Origin of the sequence: Rhizobium sp. NZLR11, assembly GCF_019685115.1 — a bacterium.
GTDB lineage: Bacteria > Pseudomonadota > Alphaproteobacteria > Rhizobiales > Rhizobiaceae > Rhizobium.
Map to the genome: position 1 here is coordinate 1 of NZ_JABDWD010000023.1, position 25,333 is coordinate 25,333.

The following is a 25,333-nucleotide window of genomic DNA, read 5'->3' on the forward strand; positions in this document are numbered from 1 at the left end:
CGCCAGCCTCCTGCTCACGCAGCACACCGATGATCTGCTCTTCTGTAAATCTCTGCTTCTTCATTCGTCCGTCCTTCGTAAGGCCGGACTCTAATCAATTCTGGAAGAAATTCGCAGTGGCAGGTCATGACGGCAAAGGTCCGTTCCTGTTGACGCACTGCGCCTTCTGGGGGGATAAGGATGAGTACGAAAGCTATAAGGGTCCGATCTGGAAGGACTTGAGCTTCTCCAGCACACTGGCCGATGCGGAGGAGAAATTGGGGACGCCAACGAGAGTCGGCCGCCTTGGTATCCATTTCTGGGAATTGCCTGATTTCAGATTGACCATGCAATGGAAGAGCCGGGAAAGCATTCGGGTGATTTCGTATTGGATGAAACAATAGATCATGTGTCGTTCGCACATCGCTGATCTCCAGCCGGGAAGGATCTACCAGCGCAGCAGGCGAGGGCCGGTGAAAGCGCCGAGCGCGCCGGTGAGCAGGATGCCGAGGGAATACCAGATCAGCACGAAGGGCATGCCGTTTTCGGTGCAGAACCAGGAATAGACCCAGGCGCCCGCTGCTCCCGCGGCGATACCGGCGACGAAGCCCGTCAGCCGCAGATCCGAGGGTGCCGTACGGCGCAGTGCCCAGACGGCGCCGGCATAAATAGGTATCGCGAAGCCAAGGATCAGCAGCGGGCAATGGAGCGCCGAGGAGCCAAGGATCAGCACCGGGTAAGTCTCGGTCGGAGCCATGATGAGTTGGACGGCTGCCACCGCTGCCATGGCGGCGAAGGTCACGGCAAGCCAACCGAAAAAGCGGCCCTCGGAACCGTCGGGTCGGGAGAGCCGATAGACGGCGAGGAAGGCCGCTACCGCAATCAGCGCATTATAGGCCGATTTGATCCAGAAGACCGGCAGCATCAGCACGTCAGGCATATCGACCCGCGGACCGAGAATGGTCAGCATCAGCACCAGGGAGAGCCCGAGGGCCGGCAATATGCCGAGCGCAAAGTGCTGCCACAGTGAATTGCGCGGCACCGGCGTCAGGTCCCTTGCCAGGCTTTCGATGATGTCGTCCGTCTTTGTCACGATGCGCCTCGCAATCTCTCTCCGAGCGCCTTGAGCGCCCGGTGGATGCCGACCTTGACCGCCGATTCAGACTGGCCGGTGCGGTTTGCGGTGTCGGCAACCGACTGGCCCTCCAATTTCACCAGCCGGATCAGCTCCTGTTGTCTCAATGGCAAGCCGTCGAGCAACCGCTCGACGTCCATGCGGGCCGTCAAGCTATCCTCGCTGAAGTCGCTTTCGATTTCCTCGCCAAGCTCGGTCTCTGCCAGCCTGCGTCCGCCGCGGCCGCGATGATGGTCGATCAGCTTGTAGCGGGCGATCGAGAAGAACCAGGCCGTGAACGGTCTTCTTCGGTCATAGGTGGATCGGCGAGAATGCAGTGCCAGCAATGTCTCCTGGACCAGGTCTTCCATATCCGCTTTCGTCGCCGCGGCCATCCTGCGGCTGTAATAACCGACGAGCAGCAGGCGCAAAGCCGCCAGCAAACGCCGATACGCCGCCTCGTCCCCGTCAAGGGACAGAAGCATCAATGCTTTCAGGGCTTCTTCCGAATGGGCGGTTGTCATGCTGTCAGAGAGTTCATTCGCTAGAAGCGGCCAATCGGTTACAGGGAAGATCAAAAAAGTAACGGCATCACAGCTCTATCACATGCACGTGAGGCTGTAACGCATTCCGACGCTCTCTCGAATAGCTTAATGTGAGCCATCGGCACGCCGCCAGCGGACACGAAAATCCATTTTCAGGAGAGTTCCATGACCAAGCTTTTTTCCAGCCTTGCAGCCTGCACCTTCGTCGTCGGTCTTTCTCTCGCAGGCGTCGCATCGGCTGAGGACGCCATGAAGACCGATGCGATGAAGAAGGACACTATGGAGAGCGGCAAGATGTCGAAGGATGCCATGAAGATGTCGGGCACCAAGAAGGACTGCATGCACAAGGCCGGCATGGAAAAGGACGCGATGAAAAAGACCGACATGATGAAGACCTGCGATGCGATGAAGTAGGCGTTTCGCATCTGCGCGGCTGCTGAAACTTTCTACAGCGCCGCGCGTCTTTTTAGAGACGCAAAGGACGCTGTCGCACTTTGAATTATGTATTTGTAGGCGGCCGCGTCTTCTTGTCCCGAAATGTCCATTCATCCGGAGAACAGTCATGGCGACGATCGATGCCGGCACGCAAACCGGCCGCACGCTCATCTACCGCCACAGCCTTACTGTGCGCCTTTCGCATTGGGTGAACGTGCTGTGCCTCACGGTGCTGCTGTTCAGCGGCCTGCAGATATTCAATGCACATCCGGCGCTCTATTGGGGCCAGTATGGCGCCGACAACGACCCGTCCTTCATCTCCATGGAAGCTACCGAAGACGGCAGTCAGGTGAAGGGGCTGACGCATGTCGGTTCGTTCACCTTCGATACGACAGGCATGCTCGGTCTTTCGAATGTCGACGGCGAGGCGACAGCGAGGGGTTTTCCAAGCTGGCTTACCCTTCCAAGCTATCAGGATCTGTCGACCGGTCGGCACTGGCATTTCTTTTTTGCCTGGTTGTTCGTCCTCAACGGTCTCGTCTATCTCGCCTATGGGTTGGTCAGCCGGCATTTCCGCCGGGATCTCGCCCCGGCCGGCGCGGAGCTGACACTCACGCATCTCGGCCATGAGGTCGTCAACCATGCCCGGCTGCGCTTTCCCAAAGGAGCCGAGGCACGCCACTACAACACGCTGCAGAAGCTGACCTATCTCCTGGTGATCTTCCTGTTGCTGCCGTTGATGGTTGCGACGGGGTTGACCATGTCGCCGGGCTTCGATGCCGTGGCGCCCTGGCTGCTCGATATCTTCGGTGGGCGGCAATCGGCCCGCACACTGCATTTTCTCACTGCCTTCTCGCTCGTCGCCTTCGTCTTGGTGCATGTCGCCATGGTGATCCTGTCGGGTGTCTTCAACAATCTGCGTTCGATGATCACCGGTTATTTCGCCATCGAACAGGGAGATGAACAATGAGCCGCCTCATCACCCGCCGCCGCTTCCTGATCGGTTCGACCCTGACTGCCTCCGCGCTGGGATTGAGCGGCTGCGACGCCTTGGTCGAAAGCGACCGGACGAAATCGGTCCTGAAGATCGCTGAGGGGTTCAGCATGAAGGCGCAGCGCTTCCTGCAAGGCGACAACGCGCTGGCGCGTGAATTCAGCGAGACGGATCTCTCGCCGGTCTTTCGCTCGAACGGCACCAGCATGCCTGACAACCCGCAATATCTCGACTGGATGAGCCAGCAGTTTTCGACCTGGAGACTTGATATCGGCGGACTGGTGGAAAAACCGGCTCAGCTGTCGCTCGCCCAGTTGAAGGCGATGCCGTCGCACACCCAGATCACCCGCCACGACTGCGTCGAAGGCTGGAGTGCGATCGGCAAATGGACTGGTCTGCCGCTTGGCGCCTTGCTGCAATCGGTCGGGCTGAAGCCCGAGGCGCGCTATATCGTGTTCCACTGCGCCGACGAATACGAAAAGTCGCTTGATGGCACCGGCTGGTATTATGAGAGTATCGATCTGGTCGATGCCTTCCACCCGCAGACGATCCTTGCTTATTCGATGAACGGCCGCGACCTGGAAGTGGCGCATGGAGCGCCGCTGAGGCTCAGAGTCGAGCGGCAGCTCGGTTACAAGCAGGCGAAGTATCTGACCCGCATCGAAGCGGTCGCGGATCTCGGTCGGCTTTACGGCGGCAATGGCGGATTCTGGGAGGATCGCGGCTACGAATGGTATGCCGGGATATAGCTCCTCGGTAGGGCTCTGAAACCGAGGCGAGCCTCCCATCTATTCCACCCGGGGTGTGGCAATGATCTGCGAGCGTCGCTCGAAGCCGTCATGACGTTCCTGGTACAAGAGGACGGGATCAGCCATCGCCCCACTATCCGCCATTGGCCGATCATCTCCCAGATAGTCGGCCTGTCTGGCGTCACTTCCCCGGCAGATCCTGTTCGATCGTCGCATTCTCCCTATAGCCCGCGACCCTTGGAAATCATGAAGGTTCCCATCTGTGGTTTTCCTGTTTAACGTTTATGCGACGGATTGACGCACAACCCCAGCGATGATACCTATGCGCCAATTGGTCAGGCCAGTTGACCAGATGCGTGCCTTGAGGAGAAGCGCGCCGAGGAGGCCCAAGATGTTTTCGCCTGTTGAATCACGCCGCCTCTATAGGCAGGTGGCCGATCAGATTCGATTGATGATCGTAAGCGGCGAGCTTGCCGTCGGTCAGCGGTTGCCGGCCGAACGTGACCTGGCGGAACAGCTGTCGGTGTCACGCCCGACCGTCCGCGAAGCGCTGATCGTCCTGGAGGTCGAAGGCCTCGTCAACATCCGTATGGGATCCGGCATCTATGTGGTGCGCCAGCATGCCGCGACTGTGGCGGGGAGCGAGCGCGAGCCGGTGGAGGGGCCTTTCGAGCTGCTGCAGGCGCGCGCCATCATCGAATGCGCGATTGCCGAGGAAGCTGCAGGCTGCGCCAAGCCGGACGATATCGCCCTGCTCGATGAAGCGCTGACGCGTATGAGCGGCGGCGTCAATGATGCGAGCACGGTGCTTGCCGCCGATCGCGCTTTCCACACCGGCATTGCCGCGATCGTCGGCAATGCGACGCTGATCCGGGTAACCGGCGAGATGTTCGACATGCGGATGACGCCTTATTTCGCCAAGCTCGCCAGCCACTTCGAGGGGCCGGGAACATGGCGCAGCGCCGTCGACGAACATCGGACCATTCGCGACGCGATCGCCGCCGGCGATGCCGCAGGCGCCAAGGCGGCCATGCGCGCCCATCTCACCATGTCGCAGAAGAGGTTTTCCGAGAGCTTCGGGGAGGAGCTTTCGGGAGAGGAGCAGCGCGGCCGCAGCAAGCGGCCTGCGAAAGGAACGACCAAGACTTGAGACTTAACTGAGCCCGGAGGAGAGAGCGATGAAGAGCAGACTGACAACGATACTTTGCACCGCAGCCGCGATCATGGCGACGACGGCGGTCGCGCATGCTGAGACAGTGCTGAAATGGGCGCATGTCTATGAAACGTCCGAGCCCTTCCACACGGATTCCGTTTGGGCCGCGGAAGAGATCAACAAGCGAACCGACGGGCGCTACAAGATCGAGGTTTATCCGGCCTCGCAGCTCGGCAAGGAAGCCGATATCAACCAGGGCCTCAAGCTCGGCACGGTCGACATCATCATCTCGGGATCGAGCTTTGCCGCACGCGACTACAAGCCGATCGGCGTCACCTACTTCCCCTATATTTTTCGCGGTCCCGATCATTTGATCGCCTACACCAAGAGCGATGTCTTCAAACGCCTTGCCAAAGGCTATGAGGATAAAACCGGCAACCACATTGCCGCCGTCAGCTATTACGGCACGCGCCACACAACTGCGAACAAGCCGATCGCCAAATGCGCCGATATGCAGGGATTGAAGATCCGGGTGCCCGACGTTCCGGCCTATCTCGCCATGCCGCGGGCCTGCGGCGCCAACACCACGCCGATCGCTTTTGCCGAAGTCTATCTCGCTTTGCAGAACGGCACGGTCGAGGCACAGGAAAACCCGCTGACGACAATCGAGGCGAAGAAGTTCTACGAAGTCCAGAAGAACATCATCCTCACCGGACACATCGTCGATCACCTCAACACCGTGATCTCGAAGACGCGGTGGGCGAGCCTGTCCGACGAAGACAAAAAGATCTTCGGCGACGTCATGCAGGAAGCCGCCGAGCGCACGAGCAAGACGATCGCCGGCAAGGAAAACAGCCTGATTGCGACCTTTAGGGAAAAGGGGCTGAACGTTGCCGAGGTCGATAAGGGCGATTTCGAGAAGGCCGTGATGGAAAAGGTCAAGTTCGAGGACTTCGGCTACGAGAAAGCCGATTGGGAAGCAATCCGCGCGATCCAGTAAAGCCAGGGCGCGGCGTTAGCCGCCGCGCCCTTCTTCCCCAACCGGAACAAGGCCGATCATGTCGCAAGAAATACACACGCAAATCACGGCCGAGGAAATCGGTCACGAATTCGAAGGCCACGCGCCGACCGCAAACATGTCGGACTACGCCATCGAAGACTGGATCACGCTAATGGTCTTCTGGCTGATGGCGGGTTGTGTCTTCCTGCAGTTCTTCACGCGCTATGTGCTGAACGACAGCTATGCATGGACCGAGGAGATCGCGATCAACTGCCTGATCGGCGTCGTCTTTCTGGGCGCCGTCATGTGCGTGCGCACCTCGCGGCATATCCAGGTGGACGTGTTCTATCACTATATGCCGGCAGGCCTTGCCCGCGTGCTGGCGACCGTCGTCGACATCGTTCGCATCGGCTTTTTCGCCTATGGCTGCCACCTGATGTGGCGCTATGTCGATATCGTCGCCGACGAGCAGATGGTCACCGTCGAGCTGCCGCGCAACATCGTCTTCTACTCCGTTCTCGTCGCCTTCGTGCTGATGCTGATCCGCGCGGTCATCGTCTTCATCGCCAATATGCGCCGCGGCTACTCCGTTCTGGAGCGCCCGGAAGAATTCCAGACCGTCGAGGATTGATCCGATGCTGCTGCTTCTTGGCTCGTTTCTGGTGCTGATGCTGATCGGGGTGCCCGTCGCAATCTCGATGGCTGTCGCGTCCGTGCTTTACATCGTTCTCTACGGCGTTGCCCCCGACATCATCGTCGCCCAGCGCATGATCGCCGGTGTCGAAAGCTTCCCCCTCCTCGCCGTGCCGTTCTTCATTCTGGCGGGCAACCTGATGAATTCGGCGGGTGTCACAGGCCGCATCTATTCCTTTGCGGTTGCGCTCGTCGGTTGGATGAAGGGCGGGCTGGCGCAGGTCAATATCATTGGTTCCGTCATCTTCTCCGGCATGTCGGGCACCGCACTTGCCGATGCGGCCGGTATCGGCACGATCGAGATCAAGGCGATGAAGGACCACGGCTATCCGGTCGAGGCCGCGGTTGGCGTGACGGCGGCGTCGGCAACGCTCGGGCCGATCTTCCCGCCGTCGCTGCCTTTCGTGATTTACGGCATGATGGCGAACGTCTCGATCGGCGCACTTTTCATGGCCGGCATCCTGCCCGGCATTGTCATGACGTTGCTGATGATGATCACCGTCGCCGCCTTTGCCTATTGGAAGCGATGGGGCTCGGACGCGCCGTTTAATATGCGCGAGCTGCTGTCGGCCGGAATGGAAATCGTCGTCGTCCTGCTGGTGCCTGTAACAATCTATTTGATGATGCGCGCCGGGCTATCGATGAACGCGGCGGCGGGCATTGCTCTTCTCGTGCTTCTGGCGCTCGACTGGCATTTCCGCTTTTCCGCCGTCATGGCGCTGATGACCCCGGTCATTCTGATCGGCGGCATGACGATGGGCTGGTTCACGCCGACGGAGGCCGCCGTCGCAGCCGTCCTCTGGTCGTTATTTCTCGGCCTTGTGCGCTACCGCACGATGACGTTCTCGACGCTTGCCAAGGCAAGCTTCGATACGATCGAGACGACGGCATCCGTTCTCTTCATCGTTACCGCGGCCTCGGTCTTCGCATGGCTGCTGACGGTGAGCCAGGCCGCAGCACTGTTGTCCGATGCGATCCTGTCGATCACCGACAATAAATGGGTGTTCCTGATCCTCGTGAACCTGCTGATGCTCTTCGTCGGCTGCTTCCTGGATACGATCGCGGCGATCACAATCCTCGTGCCGATCCTGCTGCCGATCGTCGCGAAGTTCGACATCGATCCGGTTCAATTCGGCCTGATCATGACGCTGAACCTGATGATCGGCCTGCTACACCCGCCGCTCGGCATGGTGCTTTTCGTGCTGTCGAGGGTCGCGAAACTCTCGGTCGAACGCACGACGATGGCGATCCTGCCCTGGCTGGTGCCGCTTTTCCTGGCGCTGATCCTGATCACCTTCGTGCCCTCGGTATCGCTTTGGCTGCCGGAGCAGCTCGGGCTGCTGAGATAGGAGGGATACAATGCAGACACGTCTGGCACGGCTTTACCAAAAGGGCGATCTCAGGATAGAAACCGACACCGTTCCGGTCCCCGGTTCAGGCGAGGTGCTTCTCAAAATGGCCGCCGCAGGCATCTGCGGCTCCGATCTGCATTATTATCAGGATGGCGGCTTCGGACCTGTCAGGGTTCGCGAGCCGATCATACCGGGCCACGAGGCCTCGGGAACCGTGAGCCAGGCAGGCGAGGGCGTCGATCTCAAGGCCGGCACGCTGGTGGCGGTCAATCCGAGCCAGCCTTGCGGACATTGCGAGTATTGCCAGCAGGGCTTGCCGATCCACTGCCTTGAAATGCGCTTCATGGGTAGCGCGATGCGATTGCCGCATGAGCAGGGCATGTTCCGCGAGTGGCTGGTGGTGCCGGCCAGGCAGTGCTTCGACGTGGGGGCCGCGACGACCGCCGCGGAAGCGGCCTGCAGCGAGCCCCTCTCGGTCTGCCTGCACGCCGCATCGCGCGCCGGCAATATCACCGGCAAACGTGTCCTCGTCACCGGAGCCGGCCCGATCGGCGCCTTGATGGTCGCCGTTGCCGCTTATCACGGTGCAGCCGAGATCGTGGTGACCGATCTGGCGGACGCGGCGCTGGAGAGGGCCAAGGCGATGGGTGCCAGCCGGACGATCAACGTTTCCCGGGATGCCGCAGCGCTTGGGGAATTCGAGGCGGGGAAGGGCTATTTCGATCTCGTTTTCGAATGCTCCGCCGCCGCCCCGGCGATCCGCAGCGCCATCGCCGCCATCAGGCCGCGCGGCACGATCGTGCAGGTCGGCGTAACGGGAGAGATTCCGATTCCTCTCAATGCCATTGTCGGCAAGGAGCTTCACATCCACGGCACGCAGCGCTTCCACGAGGAATTCGCCACCGCGGTCGACCTGATCGCGAGCCGCACGATCGACATACGGCCGATCATCAGCCACAGCCTGCCGCTCGAACAGGCCATGGCAGCTTTCGTTCTTGCTGGTGACCGCAGTGCCGCCTGTAAGGTACAGCTTACGTTTTAGCGGTGTGGCGCCGGCACGCTGTCATTCCGCTCCCGCACGCCATTCGCGATAGGCCAGATGAACCCTGGCGCCGATCGTCGTCAGCGGCCGCGGCGGCAGCGAAACCGGTTCGGCCAGTCGGCTAAAGACGCGACCGAGTTCAGATTGATGCCCAAGCACGCGTTCGGCCGCGGCGATGCCGGCGGCGGTCGAGTTCGACGCCCCGAGGCCGTTGCAGCCGCAGGCTGCGAAAACACCCCGTTCGATTTCCCCGAAGGCCGGTACATGGTTGCGTGTCAGCGCCATCGCGCCTGCCCAGCGATACTGCATGCCGACGCCGGCAAGCGTCGGGAAACGGTGGGAGAATTTGCCGTCGTGCAGGCGGCCGGCGCTCTGGATGGCGGCATTGCTGATTTCGATGCTCGGATTGTAGCTGTAGCGCGAGCGCACCAGGATCCGGTCGCCGCCGTCGGTGTTGATGCGCCGAACGGTCGTTCCCATCGGCAGCGCCGGAGTCGCCGCCCATTTCCGGTCGCCGCCGAGCCTTGCCGGATCGAATTCCTCCGTCAGAGATGCGTAGGTGAAGACATGGAGCAGGCGCCCGCGGAAGAAGCCGAAGCTCTCCGCATGGCCATTATTGGCCAGGATGATCTTCCCCGCCTGCACGCTTCCCTTTGGTGTCTTCACCAGCCAGCCGTCGCCGGAGCGCTCGAAGGAGAGAGCCGGCGTCTGCTCGAAAAGCTTCACCGGCTCCTTCAGACAATCGGCCACCGCTCCGATATAGGCGGCCGGCTGGATGATGATCGTGCCCGGCGAGAATAGACCTGATGTGAAGGCCTTCGAACCCGTCACTGCTTCGATTTCCGCTGCCTTCAGCAGGCGATGCGCTTCGCCCATCCTGGAAAGCTGCATCGAATAGGTCTCGAGATGCTTATCGCCTTCCGTGCTCATCGCGACGCTGTAGCGGCCGCACGGATCGAACAGCGCCTTTCCCCAGCCGTTCTCAGCGGCCAGCTCAGTCGCCAAAGCGATCGCCGAACGCTGCAAGAGCACGGAGTCGCGGAACTTGCCTTCGGACTCGCCGCTGAAATCGGCCGAGGAAACCTCGTGCGGAAGGTCGATGATGAAGCCCGAATTGGCTCCCGCCGGTCCCTCGCCGACAATGCCCGCTTCGAGAACGGCCACCCGGGCGGCCGGGTCGAGCCGCGAGATCCGGTGGGCCGCGGATAGGCCGGCAAAACCACCACCGATGATCGCGACGTCGACGCTGATCGCTTCGCCCAATGCGGGTCGAGGCGTGCGTGGCGGAAGTGTGGCCACCCAGCCAGAAACGCCGGCGCGTTTCGGAAACTTCGATGCGACGAAGATGTTCTTGGCGGCCATGGTCTCGGTCAAATCGCTTCTCGCTCCATGAGCATTTCCAGGGAGCGCCGGAGGGCTGGAAGCTTTTCCGGATCGAGCGCCCGCAGCGGCTTTCTCGGCGCGCCGGCGCCGTAGCCGATGAGCTCGGCGGCTACATAGACGGATTGCACGTAATCGCCTTCCCAGATCAGCCCCATCGACGGCTCCAGGATTTTCCAGAGCGCGCGCACCTCATCCCATTTGCACTGTGCTGCCGCCTCGACGAGGGCGACAGAAGTGCGCGGCGCAAAGTTCGCTCCGCCCCAGATCAAACCGTCGCAGCCGGCATAGAGTGCATAGGGAACGAGGGGGTCAGCGCCGTTCATGACGAAACGGCCGGTGCGGATGAGTGCCGCCTGTTTCCCTAGGTCTCCGCTGCTGTCCTTGACGGCGCAGAAGCCTGGAATTTCATTCAGCCTATTGAGGAGTTCCGGCGTGATCGCGACGCCAACCGTCTGCGGCACATTGTAACCAATGACGGGTAGGCCGGCCTTAGCAACTTCGGCGTAGAAATCGAGAATGCCCTGGTCGTCGGTCGGCCCTTCGAAGAAGGGCGGAAGCACCATGACGCCTTCGGCCCCGGCATCACGCGCCCGGGCGGTCCGCTCCACGACGTCTTCCACCAGCAGCGCCGAGGTCTGGGCAATCACCTTCGCACGGCCGTTGACGAGTTTCACGCCACGGGCGATCAGTTCCTCGGATTCTTGCTTGGAGAGATAGACGTGCATTCCGGTCCCGGAGCTGAACAGAAAGCTGCGGACCCCGGCCGCGAGATAGCGCTCGACATTGACTTCGAGCCGCCCGTAGTCGATGCGGCCGGCATCGTCGAACGGGGTGGTGATTGCGAGATTGAGTCCTGGAAACGGAAAGGCTGTCATGGAGTGAAATCCCGTTGCGTTAGGCCGAAAGTTCGAGCTAGGTTGTCTTGAGCTGCGTGTATTGATCTTGGTCGGCCTAGAGGGTCGGCGCTTCCATTCCCTCAGGGGCCGCGTACATGGCCATGTTCCGCCGGGACAGTTCGAGGTGAAGCCGCGCCAATTCCCCGGAGGCTTCGGCGTCGCGCCGCTCAATGGCCTCGATCATCTCGTCGTGCTGATCCGTCGCCAGTTCGAGTTCTTCCTGCATGCGTGGCGTATTTGGATGCTTGTAGAAGATCTTTCCGATGCGAGCATGGTCGATCTGCAGGCGGCGCAGGCTTGGGACCACGTAGACATTGTGAGCCATCTCGCCGACTTGCCGGTGGAACTGGTCATTGAAGAACACCCGGCCCTCGACATCGCAGTCGTCGACCGCCTTGCGGAAGGCGCGCTGTGTGTTTTTGAGAATCTCGAGTTCTGCTTTCGTCCGGTTTTCCGCCGCAAGCTTGTTGGCGGTAATGTAGATCATCGGCGCAAGCAGGAAGAAGTCGCGCAGGGAGTGGTAGCTCATCGAGCTGACGCGCGCGGCGCGGTTCGTCTCAAGCTCGATATAACCTTCGCCAGCCATCTGCCGCATCAGCTCGCGCACCGGCGGTCGCGACAGCCCGAACTCTTCGCTCAGGGCCACTTCATCAAGCACCGCACCGGGAGGCAGTTCCATCGTCAGGATGCGTCTGCGCAAGGCGAGTTCGAGGCTGGATTTACGGTCCGGGGCGGCGATGGCATTCATAATGTTGCTCGTCTATATAATTTCTTTTGAAGACATTATGTAGACATTAGGCGCACGTCAAGTCTTCGTCGCTCAATCTCTCATGCCTGCTGCCTAAGGGTGCTCACAACAAAGTGCGTTACCGCCGGGAAACAAAAACGGACCCCGCGTGTTACCGATCAACCCGCGCAGCAGCATTTCCCTGCCTGGCGTGTATCCGCATTGGAGCAGGACATGGATACAGCAACGCAGTGGGCGCTTCTTCTCGGTGCCCTGACATTGGCGAGCTGGATCGCAGGCGGGTTGACGGCCGTCTTCGGAAACGTGGAGCCCGGTCATCCCCGACAAAAAGCGGCGGAATATCTGATGTTCGGGCTCAACGCCGCGGGCCTCGCCTCGGCAGTCGCCATGGTTGCAATCCTGGTGATCCGATGACGTCGATCAGCCGTTGGCCACTGGGATTCCCGTTCTAGCGTCGGGCGGCGATCTGCTCGGCGGCGGATAGCGCAGCCTGTTGCGGCCGACGAAAGACGCAGACCTGGTTGCGTCCCGCCTCCTTAGCGCGATAAAGCGCCATGTCGGCCTGGTGCTGGAGGTTGGTCAGTGAAATGTCGGTATCGAGAGCCGATTTCAAGGCTACTCCGACGCTGAGCGTCACGGAAGGGCCGACACCGGAGGAGGGGTTTGGAAGGGCGGCGGCTTCCACGCTCTCGCGTATTCGCTTTGCAACCCCGACTGCCTCTTCTTCTTCGGCATCCGGAAGCACGATTAAAAATTCCTCGCCGCCATGGCGCGAGACGAGGTCGCGATCGGCTCGCACGCAGCTCTGGATGATGCCGGCAACCTTGACGAGGCAGCGGTCGCCCTCGCCATGGCCGAGCTTATCATTGAGCGCCTTGAAGTGATCAATGTCGCACATGAGCATGGCTGCGACGACGCCGGTTTCACGACCGTCGCGCCACAGACCCTCGAGCGTTTCCATCATCCAGCGGCGATTGGCAATTCCCGTCAGCGGATCGGTTCTGGCCAGCCGCTCCAACCTTGCATTTGCATCGGCAAGCTCCGCGACCCGGCGCCGATCCCTGCAATCCAGCAGAAATGTCTTTTGCGCCAGGATGTTCATCGTCCGCCGGGCAACCACGGTCGCGATAATACCGCAGGAAAAGAACAGCGTCGCGGCGACGACGCTGCCCGCTTCCAAGATCGGGTTATGCCATTGAAGGATAAAATAAAGGCAGACGGCATAACAGGCGATCGCGATTGTCCACGCCAGCGGCACGCTGAAGATGGTGATTGCACTCGTTGCGACGAACAGCATGATGTTCAAATGCCGTTCGTAAAACTCCCCTCCGGCAAAAACGCCGACGAGTGCCACCGAGAGAAGAATGAGAGACATTCCCGCAAGCAGCGACGCTCGCTGAACCGTTGCGGCGCGCGGCTTGCTCCAAACGATCGCCGTAAATACTGCCGCCGGCGGCAAAAGGCAGGCGGGAGCGACCATCGACAGGACGACTGGGTGAGGAAGCAGAATAGCGTTCAGCGCCAGCGTCAGAACATCGACGAATGCCACCCAGATCATCCAGGAACGGATGACCTTCGCCGTCTGTCGCCATGACTTTTCGTCGAATCGGCGGCGCAGATCTCCTGACAGCCTGATATCACGGGTTCGGCCGGACAAAAGACGTTCGACCTCATCCGCCATCGCGCCAGTCAGCGGCCGCGACGAGCAAGACCCGGCTGCAGAACCTTCGGAAGGCATGCTTTTGGCATCAATCATCCTTGGATTATCTAGCCGCGATCGAAAGGTCGGCAAGGCTTGCGCGCCGACGGCCGGATTCGTGCGTTGATATTTTGTAAACAAGTTAGCCCGCGTGATCTGGGCCAGATCGTGCTACGAACCCTTGTCCGAGAGGGAACAGGATGAGACTCAAGCTGGTTGCAGTTGCGGTCGCGGCGCTCGCGCCGGTGGTTGCGATGCTCGCCTACAACGAAGTCGCGCTTCGCAATCAGCGCAACGAAGAGATGCGCGCATCCGCGGCGGAGGCGGCCAGACAAGCATCCTCGGAAGTAGAACGGATCGTGGAGGGGCTGCACGCCCTTCTGGTGTCCGTGTCCGCCATGCCTTCGGTCCGCCACCTCGATGTCCAGGCTTGCAACGAGGCGCTCAAGTCGGTCGCCGAAAGCATTCCGAACATTCGCACCATCTTCGTCGTCGGCCTTGATGGACGGCCCGTCTGCGGCAGCATGGCCTTTCCGGACGGCGTGGTATTCTCCGATCGCGATTACTTCCAGCAGACGCTGGAAACCAAAGACTTTTCCGTCGGGACCTACACGCAGAGCCGCCTAACCGACCGCCCCGTCCTGCCGCTTGCGATGCCTTTGATGGAAGGCGAGACCGTCAAGGCCGTCATCGTCAGCGGGATCCGGGTGGACTGGCTGCAGAACCGCATCACCGAGCGTGGCGTCGCGCCCGGTAACGAGGTGACCATAGCCGACGGCAAGGGAACCGTTGTCGCGCACGTTCCCCTTCCGGAGCAGTTCGTCGGCACTGTCATATCCGAGGAATACCAGCGCCTGGTCCATGCCGAGCAGCCCGACGTGGTCGAGATTACAGGCAAGGATGGAACAACGAGCGTTCTCGGCTATCGCCCGATAGCCCTGCCTGCCAGTCCCCTCTATGTCAGTGCCGGCTTCTCGAAACCGGAGGCTTTTGCGCCGATCAACCGGGCGACGCTGATGAATACGCTCGCCATCATCGGCGGCGCGCTTTTCGCCTTCCTCGCCGCGATCTTCATCGGCAACCGCTTCATCCTCCTGCCGATCTCCAGGATAGCAGAGGTGATGGAGAAGTGGCGCAGCGGCCAGACGACGGCGCGCACCGGCATGACGGGGCCGGACGAGCTGGAAGTCGTCGGCGCTACCTTCGATCGGCTGCTCGACGAACTCGACGAGCGCAGACGCCAGAACGAGCAGGCCGAGGAGGAGCGAACTCTGCTCGTCCGCGAAATGGCGCACCGGGTCAAGAATGGCTTCACCCTCGTTCAGGCAATCGCCCGGCAGACCTTCTCGCGCGCCAATCCGGAAAGCTACAACGCCTTTGCCGAAAGGCTGGCGGCGCTTGCCGGCACATATGATCTGATCCTGTCGCGGGAGGGATCGGCCGCGCCCATCCGGGAGATCATCTCCGCCGCCTTGCGGGCGCACATTGCCTCGGAGGAACGCATTCGTCTGGCTGGCCCCGACGTGGTTCTTCCCGCCGACATCGCCCTGCCGCTTTCACTCGTGCTCCACGAGTTGGCGACCAATGCGACGAAGTACGGGAGCCTCGGAGGCGAGCAGGGAACCGTGGCCATCGAGTGGAGGCACGATGATGGGCGCGTCCTTCTCGTCTGGACGGAAACCGGCGGCCCGGCGGTGTCGATGCCGACGAAAAGAGGCTTCGGCTCCGTCCTTATAGAGCGGGCCTTTTCCTCCAAGGCGCGGACGCAATCCAGGTCGGACTACAGGCCCGAAGGGCTCGTCTTCGAAGTTGTCTTCTCAACCGGGGGACCTGGAGGCGGAAGGTAAAGTCCAGACAGGGATATCAGTCGAGCAGATATGCCGGGAAGCATGAGCGGGTTGAAGCTGACCACGCCAATACTCCCGACTGCCTCCCTATCTTCCCGCTGAAGTAGGACGTTGGAGATCGATGCGGCTCGTTACTACGGATTGGCCTGACGCCGGGTCTCGATCGACCGTCTGCAGTCGGAGCCTATCCTGTCCGATTTTTTCGATCATCAATATTGCGTTCCGGTCGCCATTGACCACGCGAGCCCAGGTCACGCGAAGATTGAGCGCGTCGCCCTGCCTGCTGCCCACCAGTTTGGATGGCTGTCCCGATGGTCCGATGTAGCTGCCGGTGTAACGCTGTCCCAATACCTTTACATTGGCCGAGAAAGCTCTTGTGAAAACCGCAAGGCCGCGACATTTCCCGTTCATCGACACAGCGGATTCACTGGCGTCGGATCGGAGCGAACAGGAGACATTGAGGTTTGTGCCGCCGATCTTGGTGAGCACCATCCCGGTCCCGTGCCAATCGCCTGCCAAGGATCGCAAAAACCCTGTCTCCGACGCCTTTGCGGTGTCAGGCAGGCACGACAGCGAGAATATGGCAGCAATCAGAGCCGCACGCATGAAAGCCTCCCCGGTTAAGCGCTCTCCCGAACCGATGATGCGGCCGATTGTTCCGACAAGGCTCATGCCTTTGAATGGGCGTGCCACGTTTGCGGTGAAGGTCGGTGCCCTTGCCGCATTGCGGCGTCAATCGGGTCGACTTCTATGGGATACGATAAATTGGGTCATGCCGGCTGTCGAGAACACGCATACCGGGAAAGGCACGGTGGCCGCTATTCCTCTTCCGCCTGAAACCGTTGAGTAATAAGGAGAGGGAGGTGCGTTGTGCATTTCGACCAGCGCGGTGTGATTCACCGCCTGCCCCTCGTGCGCGTCGCCAGAACATTGCGGATCGAGAAACTGGAATGAATTCTGAGAACGCCCGGCAGGGTCGATAGTATTTCCTTATGGATCCGCTCGAATTCGCCCGGACTGGCGACCTCCACGCGCAGGAGATAGTCGGAACCGCCCGTCATCAGAAAGCATTCGCGGATCTCAGGATGCCGGCGGACCGCCGCCTCGAAGCGGTCGAGATGGTCCTCCGTCTGCCGTTCGAGGGTGATGTTGATGATCACGGCGATCATCTCATCCGCATTGCCGGTGTCCACCAGCGCCGTATACCCGCGGATCACGGCTGATTTTTCCATGATCTTGATGCGCCGGAGGCAGGCCGATGGAGAAAGGCCGATCTCTGCTGCGAGCTTGGCATTGCTCATGCGGGCATCGAGGCGCAGCAGTCTCAGAATATTGCGATCGGTAGCGTCGAGGGCGGACATGATTGTTCATTCCAATTTTTAGCTGATTATGCGGATAATAGATAAATTGTGCAAGATCATGCGACGAAATGATGAGCAATTTCGCTCATTATTTCATAGACTCCGGGTGGCAAATGGATAAGGGGTCGATATGGATAGCGACATTTTGGTTTCCCGCACCCGCACCGTCCCGGCCATGCAGGGTGCGACGGGCTATCTGACAATCGATCTGGCAGCGCTCGGCCGTAACTACCGTAAGCTCGTATCGGTGCTGGCGCCGGTTCGCTCGGGGGCCGTTGTCAAGGCCGACGCCTACGGCCTCGGCGCCGAACGGGTCGCCCAAACACTCTATGATCACGGCTGCAGGCATTTCTTCGTCGCCCAGTTCGTCGAGGCCGTCAGGTTGCGGCCGGCCCTTGCGCGCGACGCTCAGATTTTCGTGCTGAACGGCTTGCAGCCGGGCAACGAGATCGCCTGCGCCGAGATGGGCATCGTCCCGGTTCTCAACTCGCTGGCCCAGTGGCGGCAATGGGCGACGGCAGCGCGCATGCTGAAGCGCTGCCTGCCTGCCGTGCTGCAATTCGACACCGGCATGTCGCGGCTCGGTTTTCCCGAGGAGGAGCGAACCGAGCTGGCGGTGGCCCTTGGCGAAGCCAGCAGCGTCGAAATCCTGTTCATCATGAGCCATCTGGCTTCAGCCGACGACGTGGGGAGCGAGCAGAACGGCGAGCAATTTGCCGAAATGTCGCGCATTGCCGACGAATTTCCCGGCTACGATATCTCCTTCGCCAATTCCGGCGGCGTGTTCCTGGGCCGGGCCTGTCACGACGTGCTCGCTCGCCCCGGCATCGCCCTTTATGGCGGCGCTCCGAACTCCAGCGTCGAGAACCCGATGGAACCGGTCGTCAACCTTGATGTCGCCGTCGTGCAGACGCGCACTGTACCATCCGGCGCGAAAGTCGGTTACGGAGGCGCGCATGTCACGCGAGGGGAAATGCGTCTCGCCACCATTGCCGCGGGCTACGCCGACGGCCTGCCGCGCAGCCTCAGCGATCGCGGCGCCGTCTATTTCAACGGTATCCGCCTGCCAATCGTCGGCCGCGTGTCGATGGACAGTACGACCGTCGACATATCGGCATTGCCGGAAGGCGCGCTGAGCCTCGGCAGCCTTGTCGAAGTGCTCGGCCCCAGCCAGACGCTCGAGGACATCGCCGGCGACGCCGGCACTGTATCTTACGAAATCCTAACCGGTCTGGGCGATCGTTATCACAGGCAATATCGCTGAGAGCCCGCCGGCTGCATCATTGGGAAGATCATGAAAGTCATCGTTCTGGGGGCCGGCATTGTCGGCATCACATCCGCTTATCAGTTGGCTAAATCAGGCCATGAGGTCACGGTCGTCGACCGGCAGAAAGGTCCGGCGCTGGAGACGAGCTTTGCCAATGCCGGCGAAGTCTCTTTCGGCTATTGCTCGCCATGGGCAGCGCCCGGCATTCCTGCCAAAGCCATCAAGTGGCTGTTCATGAAACATGCGCCGCTCGTCCTGCGCCCGAAACTCGACATGGCCATGCTCTCCTGGATGGCAAGGATGTTGTCGAACTGCACCTCCGAGCGCTATGCAATCAACAAGAGCCGCATGCTGCGCCTTGCAGATTACAGCCGCATCGCGCTGGCCGAGCTTCGCGCAGAAACCGGCATCGCCTATGACGAACGCATGCAGGGAACCCTGCAACTGTTCCGCACGCAGCAGCAGCTTGATGCCTCGGCAAAGGATGTCAAGGCGCTGGCCGCCGACGGCATTCCCTATGAAGTGCTGGACCGGGACGGCTGCATCCGCTTCGAACCGGCATTGAAGCACGTGCGCGACAAGATCGTCGGCGGCCTGCTGACGCCGAAGGACGAGACCGGTGACTGCTTCATATTCACCAATGCGCTGGCCGCGAAGGCCGAAGCGCTTGGTGTCCGATTCGTTTACGGGACGACGATCAAAGCACTGGATGTCGAGGCCGGCCGCGTGCGCGGCGTTATCACCGATCGTGAACGGATGAGTGCGGATGCGGTGGTGGTTGCGCTCGGCAGCTATTCGCCGCTGCTGCTCAAGCCCTTCGGCATCAGCCTGCCGGTCTATCCCGTCAAGGGTTACTCGCTCACTATCCCGATCACTGACGCGTCGCGCGCACCGGAATCGACCGTCATGGACGAGACTTACAAGATTGCGATCACCCGGCTCGGCGACCGGATCCGGGTCGGCGGCATGGCTGAAATCTCAGGCTATACCAACGATCTCGGCCTGGCCCGCCGCAGCACGCTGGAGCATTCCGTGACCGACCTTTTCCCCGGCGGCGATGTTTCCAAAGCGTCCTTCTGGTCCGGCCTGCGCCCGATGACGCCGGATGGCACGCCGGTCATCGGTCCGACAAAGATCATCGGCCTCTTCCTCAATACCGGCCACGGTACGCTCGGCTGGACGATGAGCACCGGTTCGGCGCGGTTGATCAGCGATCTGGTCGGCGGCCGCACGCCTGAGATCGACGCTCGGGATCTCGCAATCAATCGCTACGGCTGAAACCTCATCCGACGGCGCTAAATGAAGAGAATTGATTGCGCAAATCGCTTATCACCGATGGGCATTGTCTTCGAGGTCATGAATGTCCGGTCGTTCCCATAACCCCGTCAATGGCAGCTTCCTCCACGATCCGGCGAGGCAGAGTCCGTCGTTTTGGGAGACGGCCTTCAGCGGGACGGACCCGGACGCACTCTCGGAAATATTGTCGACGCCGAACTCCCCGATCAAGGCTGCGGCTCAGGCTGACGCGCCCATCGCCTACCGCTGCAATTTCGTCTCGACGGAAGATCTGGCCATAGCCGAATGCGCCTACGAAGGCACGATCTCGATCAGGCGGGAGGCACCCAGCGGCAAGGTGATCATATTCCTGCCGATGGAGGGAAACGCCGTCTTCCATGCGGGGAAGGAGCAGATCCATTCGGTTCCCGGTTGCGGTACCATTCTCGGGGCAGGCCGCGCCTCGGGTGCCCGCCTAGTCGGCCCGCGCCATCATCTCGGTCTGTTCATCGATCAAGCGAGGATCAACAGGCAGCTGACGCATATGTTTGAGCGAACGATCATCGGTGACACCGATTTTCATCCCATTATCGACCTGACGACCGGTTCGGGACTTGTGTTGCAGCAACTGGCCGTGAACCTCCATCGCGGGCTGAACCGCGACGGGCCGCTGCGACAGTCGCCGCTGGCTCTGAACGCGCTCTGCGACGCGACGATCTATCTGCTGCTGGAGACCTGTCCCCATCGCTATTCGGAGGCACTCGCGCTCCCCGCTCCGGCGCCCGCTCCACGCCATGTGAAATGGGCCATTGACTTCATGCGGGAACATATCGCCGAGCCGATTTCGCTGAGCGACATCGCGACCGCAGCCGAGGTCAGCGTTCGGACCTTGCAACAGGGTTTCCGGCAGTTCAGGGATACCACTCCGATGGCCTACCTGCATGAACTCAGGATGCTTGCCGCCCATCGCGATTTGCTCGAATCCGGCCTGAAACAGGCCGTCGCCGACATCGCGCTCAGATGGGGGTTTACCCATCTCGGGCGATTTTCAGCTGAATATAAGAAGCGTTTCGGTCAACTGCCGTCGCAGACCTTGAAGCGCTGAGTTCCACGTCGGCGGCCGGATGGTTCCGTCGGCGATGGACTAAATGTCCGATCGCTGACGGGGGACGCCGGATGCAGGTCTATGCGGCGCGCTTCAGTGCATCGCCGAGGGTCGAAACGATCGTGTCGATCTGGTTTTTCTCGATGATGAGCGGTGGCGAGAGCGCGATGATGTCGCCGGTCACGCGGATCAGCAGGCCCTTGTTGAAGCAGTCGACGAAGATGTCGTAACCGCGGGTTCCCGGTGCCCCGTCACGGGGCGCCAGTTCGACCGCGCCCACCAGACCGAGATTGCGGATATCGACGACATGAGGCTGGCCTTTCAGCGAATGGAGGCCCTCCTGCCAGTATTCGGCAAGCTCGGATGCACGGGACAATAGCCCCTCCTCCTCATAGATTTCGAGGGTCGCGAGGCCGGCTGCGCAGGCGACCGGATGGCCGGAATAGGTATAGCCATGGAAGAGCTCGATCGCATTTTCCGGGCCTACCATCAGGCCGTCATAGATCTTGCGGCTGGCAAAGACCGCGCCCATCGGGATTGCACCGTTGGTGAGGCCCTTTGCCGTGGTGACGAGATCGGGCACGACGCCGAAATAATCGACCGCGAAAGGCGTGCCGAGGCGGCCGAAGCCGGTGATGACCTCGTCGAAGATCAGCAGGATGCCGTGCTTGTCGGCGGTTGCACGCAGCTTTTCCAGATAGCCCTTCGGCGGCAGGACCACGCCCGCCGATCCCGACATCGGCTCGACGATGACGGCGGCGATGGTTTCGGCGCCGTGCAGTTGCACCAGGCGTTCCAGATCGTCGGCCAGTTCCACGCCGTGGGCAGGAAGGCCCTTCGAAAACGCATTGCGCTCGACGTCGAGCGTATGGCGCATATGGTCGGCCGGTATCTGCGGAAAGACCCGCCGGTTGTTGACGAGGCCGCCGACGGAAATGCCGCCAAAGCCGACGCCGTGATATCCCTTCTCGCGCCCGATGATCCGCGTACGCGTGCCCTGGCCGATCGCACGCTGGTAGGCGATGGCGATCTTCAGCGCCGTATCGACCGATTCCGAACCAGAGCCTGTAAAGAAGACCCTGTCGAGCTTGGCTTCCGGGCCGCCTGGCGCGTTCGCAGCCAGCTTCGCGGCGAAGTCGAAGGCGATCGGATGGCCCATCTGGAAGGTCGGGGCATAGTCGAGCGTCGCAAGCTGCCGCTCGACCGCCTGGGAGATCTTCCTGCGGCCGTGGCCGGCATTGCAGCACCAGAGCCCGGCGGTGCCGTCAAGCACCTGATTTCCATCGACATCGGTGTAATACATGCCCTCCGCGGCCGCCAGAAGGCGCGGCGTCGCCTTGAATTGCCGGTTCGCGGTGAACGGCATCCAGAAATTATCGAGTACGGGCGCGTTGGTTTTGCTGATCTGGTCCATGCTGGCCTCCTGTGATTGCCGCCGAGCATGGCAATTTCTTCTTGTCAAACAAGTCCTTTTCTCAGTCGGCACAAGTCATTGAAATTAAATAGACGAGAAGGTAGTCTTTTCGATATTCTGGACAACATAAACGGACCGCACCATGTCAGTCGATATCGGCAACCGCCTTCGCCATCTCCGTATCGCCCGCAAGCTTTCGCAGCGTGAACTTGCCAAGCGTACGGGAGTGCCGAATTCGACGATTTCGCTGATAGAATCGAACGCCTCCAACCCCTCGGTCGGGGCTTTGAAGAGAATTCTGGACGGGATCCCGATCGGTCTGGCGGAATTCTTCGCCTTTGAGCCTGAGCGTCCAAGGAAGGCCTTCTATGCGGCCGAGGAACTGGTTGAGATCGGCAAGGGCGCCATCTCCTACAGGCAGGTTGGGGAGAACTTGTTCGGGCGCAGCCTGCAAATGCTCAAGGAATGCTACCAGCCAGGCGCCGACACCGGAAAGATTCCGCTTGTCCACGAGGGAGAGGAGGGCGGGATCGTACTCTCGGGAAGGCTTGAGGTGACCGTCGACGACGAGCGGCGTATCCTCGGGCCGGGCGATGCCTATTATTTCGAGAGCCGGCGACCGCATCGGTTCCGCTGTGTCGGGCCTGTACCTTGCGACGTCATCAGCGCCTGCACGCCACCAACTTTTTAGAACAGGATGTCGTCCGAAAACCGCTTAAACCTTTCGGCATCATGCTCTAGCCTTTGCCCTCGATGCGGGCGAGCACCCCGTCGAGTGCTGCGGTAAGTGCGGCAACGCCGCCCTTCTTGTCGAAGTCGGAAAGAACCTGCTCGTTCAGTCCTCCCCTGGTGGCGAATTCGCGGCTCAGCGCACTGAACGGCTCGGCGCCGGCTCCGCTCGCCTTCTGCGCCAGGCCTGCGAAGAGCGGGGCTATGTAGGCCTGTCCCTTCGCCCTTTCGAGCCCGCTTTTTTCCAGCCAGCCGGCAACCGATTCCATGATGCCGAAGTAGGTCGACATGACGGCGCTTGCGGCTGCGAGGAGATCATATTCCTTCCTGGACTGGCATTGGACGGCCGTTCCGAGCGTGTCAAACAGCGCCGCAACCGTGGCATCCGGGGGATAGACGGCGGTCACACCTTGCCGGTGTGCGACGAAGGGCAGGGGTATCGCCTGCAGGAGGCTGACATCGGCGCCGATCCATTCGAGCAGGGCTTGGCGCTCCGTCGCCGCGACGAGGCTGACGACCATCTGGCCATTCCTGAACGAAAGTTCCCGCACGACCTCCTCGGCGATCTGCGGCCGTATCGCCAGAAACACCATGTCGCTGCGCGCGACGACATCCTGATTGTCGCGGGCGATCGTCACGGCGGCGAATTCGGCCGCCAGGCCCTCGGCGATATGGGCGCTTCGTGGCGAAACGTGAATCTCGGCGGCATAGGCCGGTTCGGCCAGTAGCCCACGAACCATCGCTTCGGTGATGGCGCCGGTGCCGACAAATCCGATTCTGTCGATCTTCATCTAATTACTCCGCAGCCCGCAACGGTCCCAGCGCGACATCCGTCGTGTAGTTCTCGCGCATGAAGTTGATGAAATTGTCCTGGAACTGGCGTGTATGGGCGTGAGCGAGCTCATCGGCGAGATCGACGTTCTTGTCCTTGATGGCATCGAGCATCAGCGAGTGCTCGTCGGTCAAGAGATAGCCCTCATGGGTCCGCTCCAGATATTCGAAATGCAGGTGGAGCATGCGCTGTCCCTGCGACAGCAGTTTCTCGTAGAACGAGGCGAGATACTGATTTTTTCCGGCATGGGCGATGGCCATGTGGAACTCCTTGTTGGCTTCCGACATGGCCAGGTGATTGCCGGTTTTGACTGCCGCCTCGAAGGTTTTCAGCCGCTTGGTGATGGTCTTCAGGTCGGTTTCCGTCCTGAGTGCGGCGGCAAGCCGCGTATTCATGCGCTGCGCGATATCGAGCGCCTCCACATATTTGGGAAAGGTCGCCACTTCGATCGGCGCAACAATCGTGCTGCGGTTGGAAAGCGTCACGACCAGTTCGTCGCCGCCGAGCCGGATCAGGGCTTCGCGCACCGGCGAGCGCGACATGTCGAAGCGTTCGGCGAGCGTCATCTCGTCGAGGAGCTGACCGGGCGGCAGAGCGAGCGACAGGATCTCGTTGCGGAGCGTCTCATAGACGCTCTTCCAGCCAGTCCCACGGATTCGTTTCACTTCCGATTCATCAGACACTCAAGTCCCTTTCTCCAAACGCAGGTCCCATTGGGCCAGAAAATCAGCGTGTCGGCAATGGAATTTTTCCGCTTGACTTTGTCGACACGCTGTTGACATATTATTCACGGTCGACACGAAGCCGACAAGAAAATAAGAGAAACGGCTGCAGCCGACGAGTGGAACCGCGCGCTTCGCGCACAGCAAAAGAGGAATGCCCGATGCTTTCGAAACTGATGACGTCCGCCTTGCGGGCGCTGCCCGCGCTCGCCCTGATGGGCGGTCTTTGCGCAACCGCCGCACATGCTGAGACCGCCGAAGGATATTGGCAGGGCGTGCAGAAGGCGGGTGTGCTGCGCTGCGGCGCGGCAGTGGCGCCGCCCTATGTCATGCGCGATCCGGCAACCGGCGAATATTCCGGCTTCTTTGCCGATCTCTGCAAGGAATTTGCCGACGTCCTTAAGGTGAAGCCTGAATTCGTCGATACGACCTGGGACAACATCGTTGCCGGCCTGCAGGCGGGCAAATGGGATCTGTCACTGGCGCTCAACCGGACCTCGGCGCGTGCCATGGCTGTGCAGTTTTCGATCCCGGCGATGGAGTACCAGATCTCGCTCGCCTATAACAAAAACAATCCGAAAATTCCGGCCGGCGCCGCCTCGGTGGCCGATATCGACAAGGCGGGCGTGACGCTCGCGGTCATGTCCGGCACGGCGCAGGACAAAGCCATCTCCGCGGCGGTGAAGAATGCCACGGTCATGCGTCTTCCCGGCAACGACGAAACCCGCCTGGCAGTGAGCTCGAAGCGCGCCGATATCCTGGTCGACGCTTCCGACACCAACCAGCTCTTCACGCAATCGAACCCGGATTGGGCGCTGGCGCTCAACCCGACGCCGGCACTCGCCAAGCAGGGCGTTGCTTTCGGCCTGCCGCATCAGCTTTCGGCCGCCGACGTCGAAGTGATCAATATCTTCCTCGAAGAGAGGGTCGCCACCGGCCATGTCGATGAACTGATCCGCAAGGCGGTCGACGACGTGCTCAAGGGCGCAAAGTAACCTC

27 protein-coding genes are annotated in these 25,333 nt (G+C 60.9%); 16 read left to right on the forward strand and 11 right to left on the reverse strand.

Annotation, left to right across the window (positions count from 1 at the left end; genetic code table 11):
• Positions 1-383, forward strand: a 383-nt coding sequence (locus HJB83_RS28505; protein ID WP_221133059.1) for a hypothetical protein, incomplete at its 5' end; no start/stop codon positions are given.
• A 44-nt stretch (positions 384-427) separates the two neighbouring features.
• Here the strand turns inward: HJB83_RS28505 and HJB83_RS28510 are convergent.
• Both HJB83_RS28510 and HJB83_RS28515 read right to left on the reverse strand, forming a co-directional pair.
• Complete coding sequence (locus HJB83_RS28510; protein ID WP_207584527.1) at positions 428-1,072, reverse strand: NrsF family protein; 645 nt, start codon at positions 1,070-1,072, stop codon at positions 428-430.
• Positions 1,069-1,617, reverse strand: a complete 549-nt coding sequence (locus HJB83_RS28515) for a sigma-70 family RNA polymerase sigma factor (protein WP_207584528.1) — start codon at positions 1,615-1,617, stop codon at positions 1,069-1,071. Before HJB83_RS28515 ends, HJB83_RS28510 begins: the two co-directional genes overlap by 4 nt.
• A 186-nt stretch (positions 1,618-1,803) precedes the next feature.
• Here HJB83_RS28515 and HJB83_RS28520 point away from each other — a divergent pair, with 186 nt between their 5' ends.
• The 8 genes from HJB83_RS28520 (at position 1,804) to HJB83_RS28555 (ending at position 9,056) form a co-directional block, all read left to right on the forward strand.
• Entirely contained in the window at positions 1,804-2,052 is a 249-nt protein-coding gene (locus tag HJB83_RS28520; RefSeq protein WP_221117195.1) for a pentapeptide MXKDX repeat protein, read from the forward strand.
• A 148-nt stretch (positions 2,053-2,200) separates the two neighbouring features.
• Entirely contained in the window at positions 2,201-3,043 is an 843-nt protein-coding gene (locus HJB83_RS28525) for a cytochrome b/b6 domain-containing protein (protein ID WP_221133060.1), read from the forward strand.
• Positions 3,040-3,816, forward strand: coding sequence for a molybdopterin-binding protein (locus HJB83_RS28530; protein ID WP_221133061.1), 777 nt, complete (start codon positions 3,040-3,042; stop codon positions 3,814-3,816). The genes HJB83_RS28525 and HJB83_RS28530 overlap by 4 nt, the downstream gene beginning before the upstream one ends.
• A 391-nt stretch (positions 3,817-4,207) precedes the next feature.
• Positions 4,208-4,966: a FadR/GntR family transcriptional regulator gene (locus tag HJB83_RS28535; protein ID WP_207584532.1), complete on the forward strand. Its 759-nt coding sequence runs from the start codon at positions 4,208-4,210 to the stop codon at positions 4,964-4,966.
• Positions 4,967-4,994: 28 nt separating this feature from the next.
• On the forward strand, positions 4,995-5,969 hold the full coding sequence (locus tag HJB83_RS28540; RefSeq protein ID WP_221117197.1) for a sialic acid TRAP transporter substrate-binding protein SiaP: 975 nt from the start codon (positions 4,995-4,997) through the stop codon (positions 5,967-5,969).
• A 58-nt stretch (positions 5,970-6,027) separates the two neighbouring features.
• Positions 6,028-6,600: a TRAP transporter small permease gene (locus HJB83_RS28545; RefSeq protein ID WP_221133062.1), complete on the forward strand. Its 573-nt coding sequence runs from the start codon at positions 6,028-6,030 to the stop codon at positions 6,598-6,600.
• Between the two features lie 4 nt (positions 6,601-6,604).
• Positions 6,605-8,011, forward strand: coding sequence for a TRAP transporter large permease (locus HJB83_RS28550; protein WP_207584535.1), 1,407 nt, complete (start codon positions 6,605-6,607; stop codon positions 8,009-8,011).
• A gap of 10 nt (positions 8,012-8,021) precedes the next feature.
• Complete coding sequence (locus tag HJB83_RS28555; RefSeq protein ID WP_207584536.1) at positions 8,022-9,056, forward strand: L-idonate 5-dehydrogenase; 1,035 nt, start codon at positions 8,022-8,024, stop codon at positions 9,054-9,056.
• A 21-nt stretch (positions 9,057-9,077) separates the two neighbouring features.
• On the opposite strand, the gene HJB83_RS28560 is transcribed toward HJB83_RS28555, so the two are convergent.
• The 3 genes from HJB83_RS28560 to HJB83_RS28570 form a co-directional block, all read right to left on the reverse strand.
• Complete coding sequence (locus tag HJB83_RS28560; RefSeq protein ID WP_221133078.1) at positions 9,078-10,418, reverse strand: FAD-binding oxidoreductase; 1,341 nt, start codon at positions 10,416-10,418, stop codon at positions 9,078-9,080.
• A gap of 8 nt (positions 10,419-10,426) precedes the next feature.
• Positions 10,427-11,314, reverse strand: a complete 888-nt coding sequence (locus tag HJB83_RS28565; RefSeq protein WP_221133063.1) for a dihydrodipicolinate synthase family protein — start codon at positions 11,312-11,314, stop codon at positions 10,427-10,429.
• Between the two features lie 76 nt (positions 11,315-11,390).
• Complete coding sequence (locus tag HJB83_RS28570; protein WP_207584538.1) at positions 11,391-12,083, reverse strand: GntR family transcriptional regulator; 693 nt, start codon at positions 12,081-12,083, stop codon at positions 11,391-11,393.
• Between the two features lie 213 nt (positions 12,084-12,296).
• Here HJB83_RS28570 and HJB83_RS28575 point away from each other — a divergent pair, with 213 nt between their 5' ends.
• Positions 12,297-12,497 (forward strand): hypothetical protein, encoded by a 201-nt coding sequence (locus HJB83_RS28575; RefSeq protein ID WP_207584539.1) that lies wholly within the window; start codon positions 12,297-12,299, stop codon positions 12,495-12,497.
• 34 nt (positions 12,498-12,531) lie between these two features.
• On the opposite strand, the gene HJB83_RS28580 is transcribed toward HJB83_RS28575, so the two are convergent.
• Positions 12,532-13,839 (reverse strand): GGDEF domain-containing protein, encoded by a 1,308-nt coding sequence (locus HJB83_RS28580; protein WP_221133064.1) that lies wholly within the window; start codon positions 13,837-13,839, stop codon positions 12,532-12,534.
• Positions 13,840-13,982: 143 nt separating this feature from the next.
• On the opposite strand from HJB83_RS28580, the gene HJB83_RS28585 reads away from it, so the two are divergent.
• Positions 13,983-15,629: a sensor histidine kinase gene (locus HJB83_RS28585; protein ID WP_221159694.1), complete on the forward strand. Its 1,647-nt coding sequence runs from the start codon at positions 13,983-13,985 to the stop codon at positions 15,627-15,629.
• Positions 15,630-15,716: 87 nt separating this feature from the next.
• Here the strand turns inward: HJB83_RS28585 and HJB83_RS28590 are convergent, their stop codons facing one another.
• The gene (locus HJB83_RS28590) at positions 15,717-16,235 is read right to left on the reverse strand and encodes a hypothetical protein (protein ID WP_221133065.1); all 519 of its coding nucleotides are present in this window, start codon (positions 16,233-16,235) and stop codon (positions 15,717-15,719) included.
• A gap of 290 nt (positions 16,236-16,525) precedes the next feature.
• Entirely contained in the window at positions 16,526-16,990 is a 465-nt protein-coding gene (locus HJB83_RS28595; RefSeq protein WP_207584543.1) for an Lrp/AsnC family transcriptional regulator, read from the reverse strand.
• Positions 16,991-17,120: 130 nt separating this feature from the next.
• Between HJB83_RS28595 and alr the strand changes: the two genes are divergently transcribed.
• The 3 genes from alr (at position 17,121) to HJB83_RS28610 (ending at position 20,637) form a co-directional block, all read left to right on the forward strand.
• On the forward strand, positions 17,121-18,254 hold the full coding sequence (alr, locus tag HJB83_RS28600; RefSeq protein WP_221133066.1) for an alanine racemase: 1,134 nt from the start codon (positions 17,121-17,123) through the stop codon (positions 18,252-18,254).
• Between the two features lie 30 nt (positions 18,255-18,284).
• Positions 18,285-19,535 carry a D-amino acid dehydrogenase gene (locus tag HJB83_RS28605; protein ID WP_221159695.1) on the forward strand — a complete coding sequence of 417 codons (1,251 nt, stop codon included), beginning with the start codon at positions 18,285-18,287 and terminating at the stop codon, positions 19,533-19,535.
• Between the two features lie 82 nt (positions 19,536-19,617).
• Complete coding sequence (locus tag HJB83_RS28610) at positions 19,618-20,637, forward strand: AraC family transcriptional regulator (RefSeq protein ID WP_221117205.1); 1,020 nt, start codon at positions 19,618-19,620, stop codon at positions 20,635-20,637.
• A gap of 79 nt (positions 20,638-20,716) precedes the next feature.
• Here HJB83_RS28610 and HJB83_RS28615 read toward each other — a convergent pair whose 3' ends face one another.
• Complete coding sequence (locus HJB83_RS28615; RefSeq protein ID WP_207584547.1) at positions 20,717-22,051, reverse strand: aspartate aminotransferase family protein; 1,335 nt, start codon at positions 22,049-22,051, stop codon at positions 20,717-20,719.
• Between the two features lie 142 nt (positions 22,052-22,193).
• Between HJB83_RS28615 and HJB83_RS28620 the strand changes: the two genes are divergently transcribed.
• Positions 22,194-22,742 (forward strand): cupin domain-containing protein, encoded by a 549-nt coding sequence (locus HJB83_RS28620; protein WP_207584548.1) that lies wholly within the window; start codon positions 22,194-22,196, stop codon positions 22,740-22,742.
• 46 nt (positions 22,743-22,788) lie between these two features.
• On the opposite strand, the gene HJB83_RS28625 is transcribed toward HJB83_RS28620, so the two are convergent.
• The gene (locus HJB83_RS28625; RefSeq protein WP_221117206.1) at positions 22,789-23,571 is read right to left on the reverse strand and encodes a pyrroline-5-carboxylate reductase; all 783 of its coding nucleotides are present in this window, start codon (positions 23,569-23,571) and stop codon (positions 22,789-22,791) included.
• 4 nt (positions 23,572-23,575) lie between these two features.
• Positions 23,576-24,295 (reverse strand): GntR family transcriptional regulator, encoded by a 720-nt coding sequence (locus HJB83_RS28630; RefSeq protein ID WP_207584550.1) that lies wholly within the window; start codon positions 24,293-24,295, stop codon positions 23,576-23,578.
• A gap of 200 nt (positions 24,296-24,495) precedes the next feature.
• Between HJB83_RS28630 and HJB83_RS28635 the strand changes: the two genes are divergently transcribed.
• Complete coding sequence (locus HJB83_RS28635; protein ID WP_207584551.1) at positions 24,496-25,329, forward strand: ABC transporter substrate-binding protein; 834 nt, start codon at positions 24,496-24,498, stop codon at positions 25,327-25,329.
• The last annotated feature ends 4 nt before the right edge of the window (positions 25,330-25,333 follow it).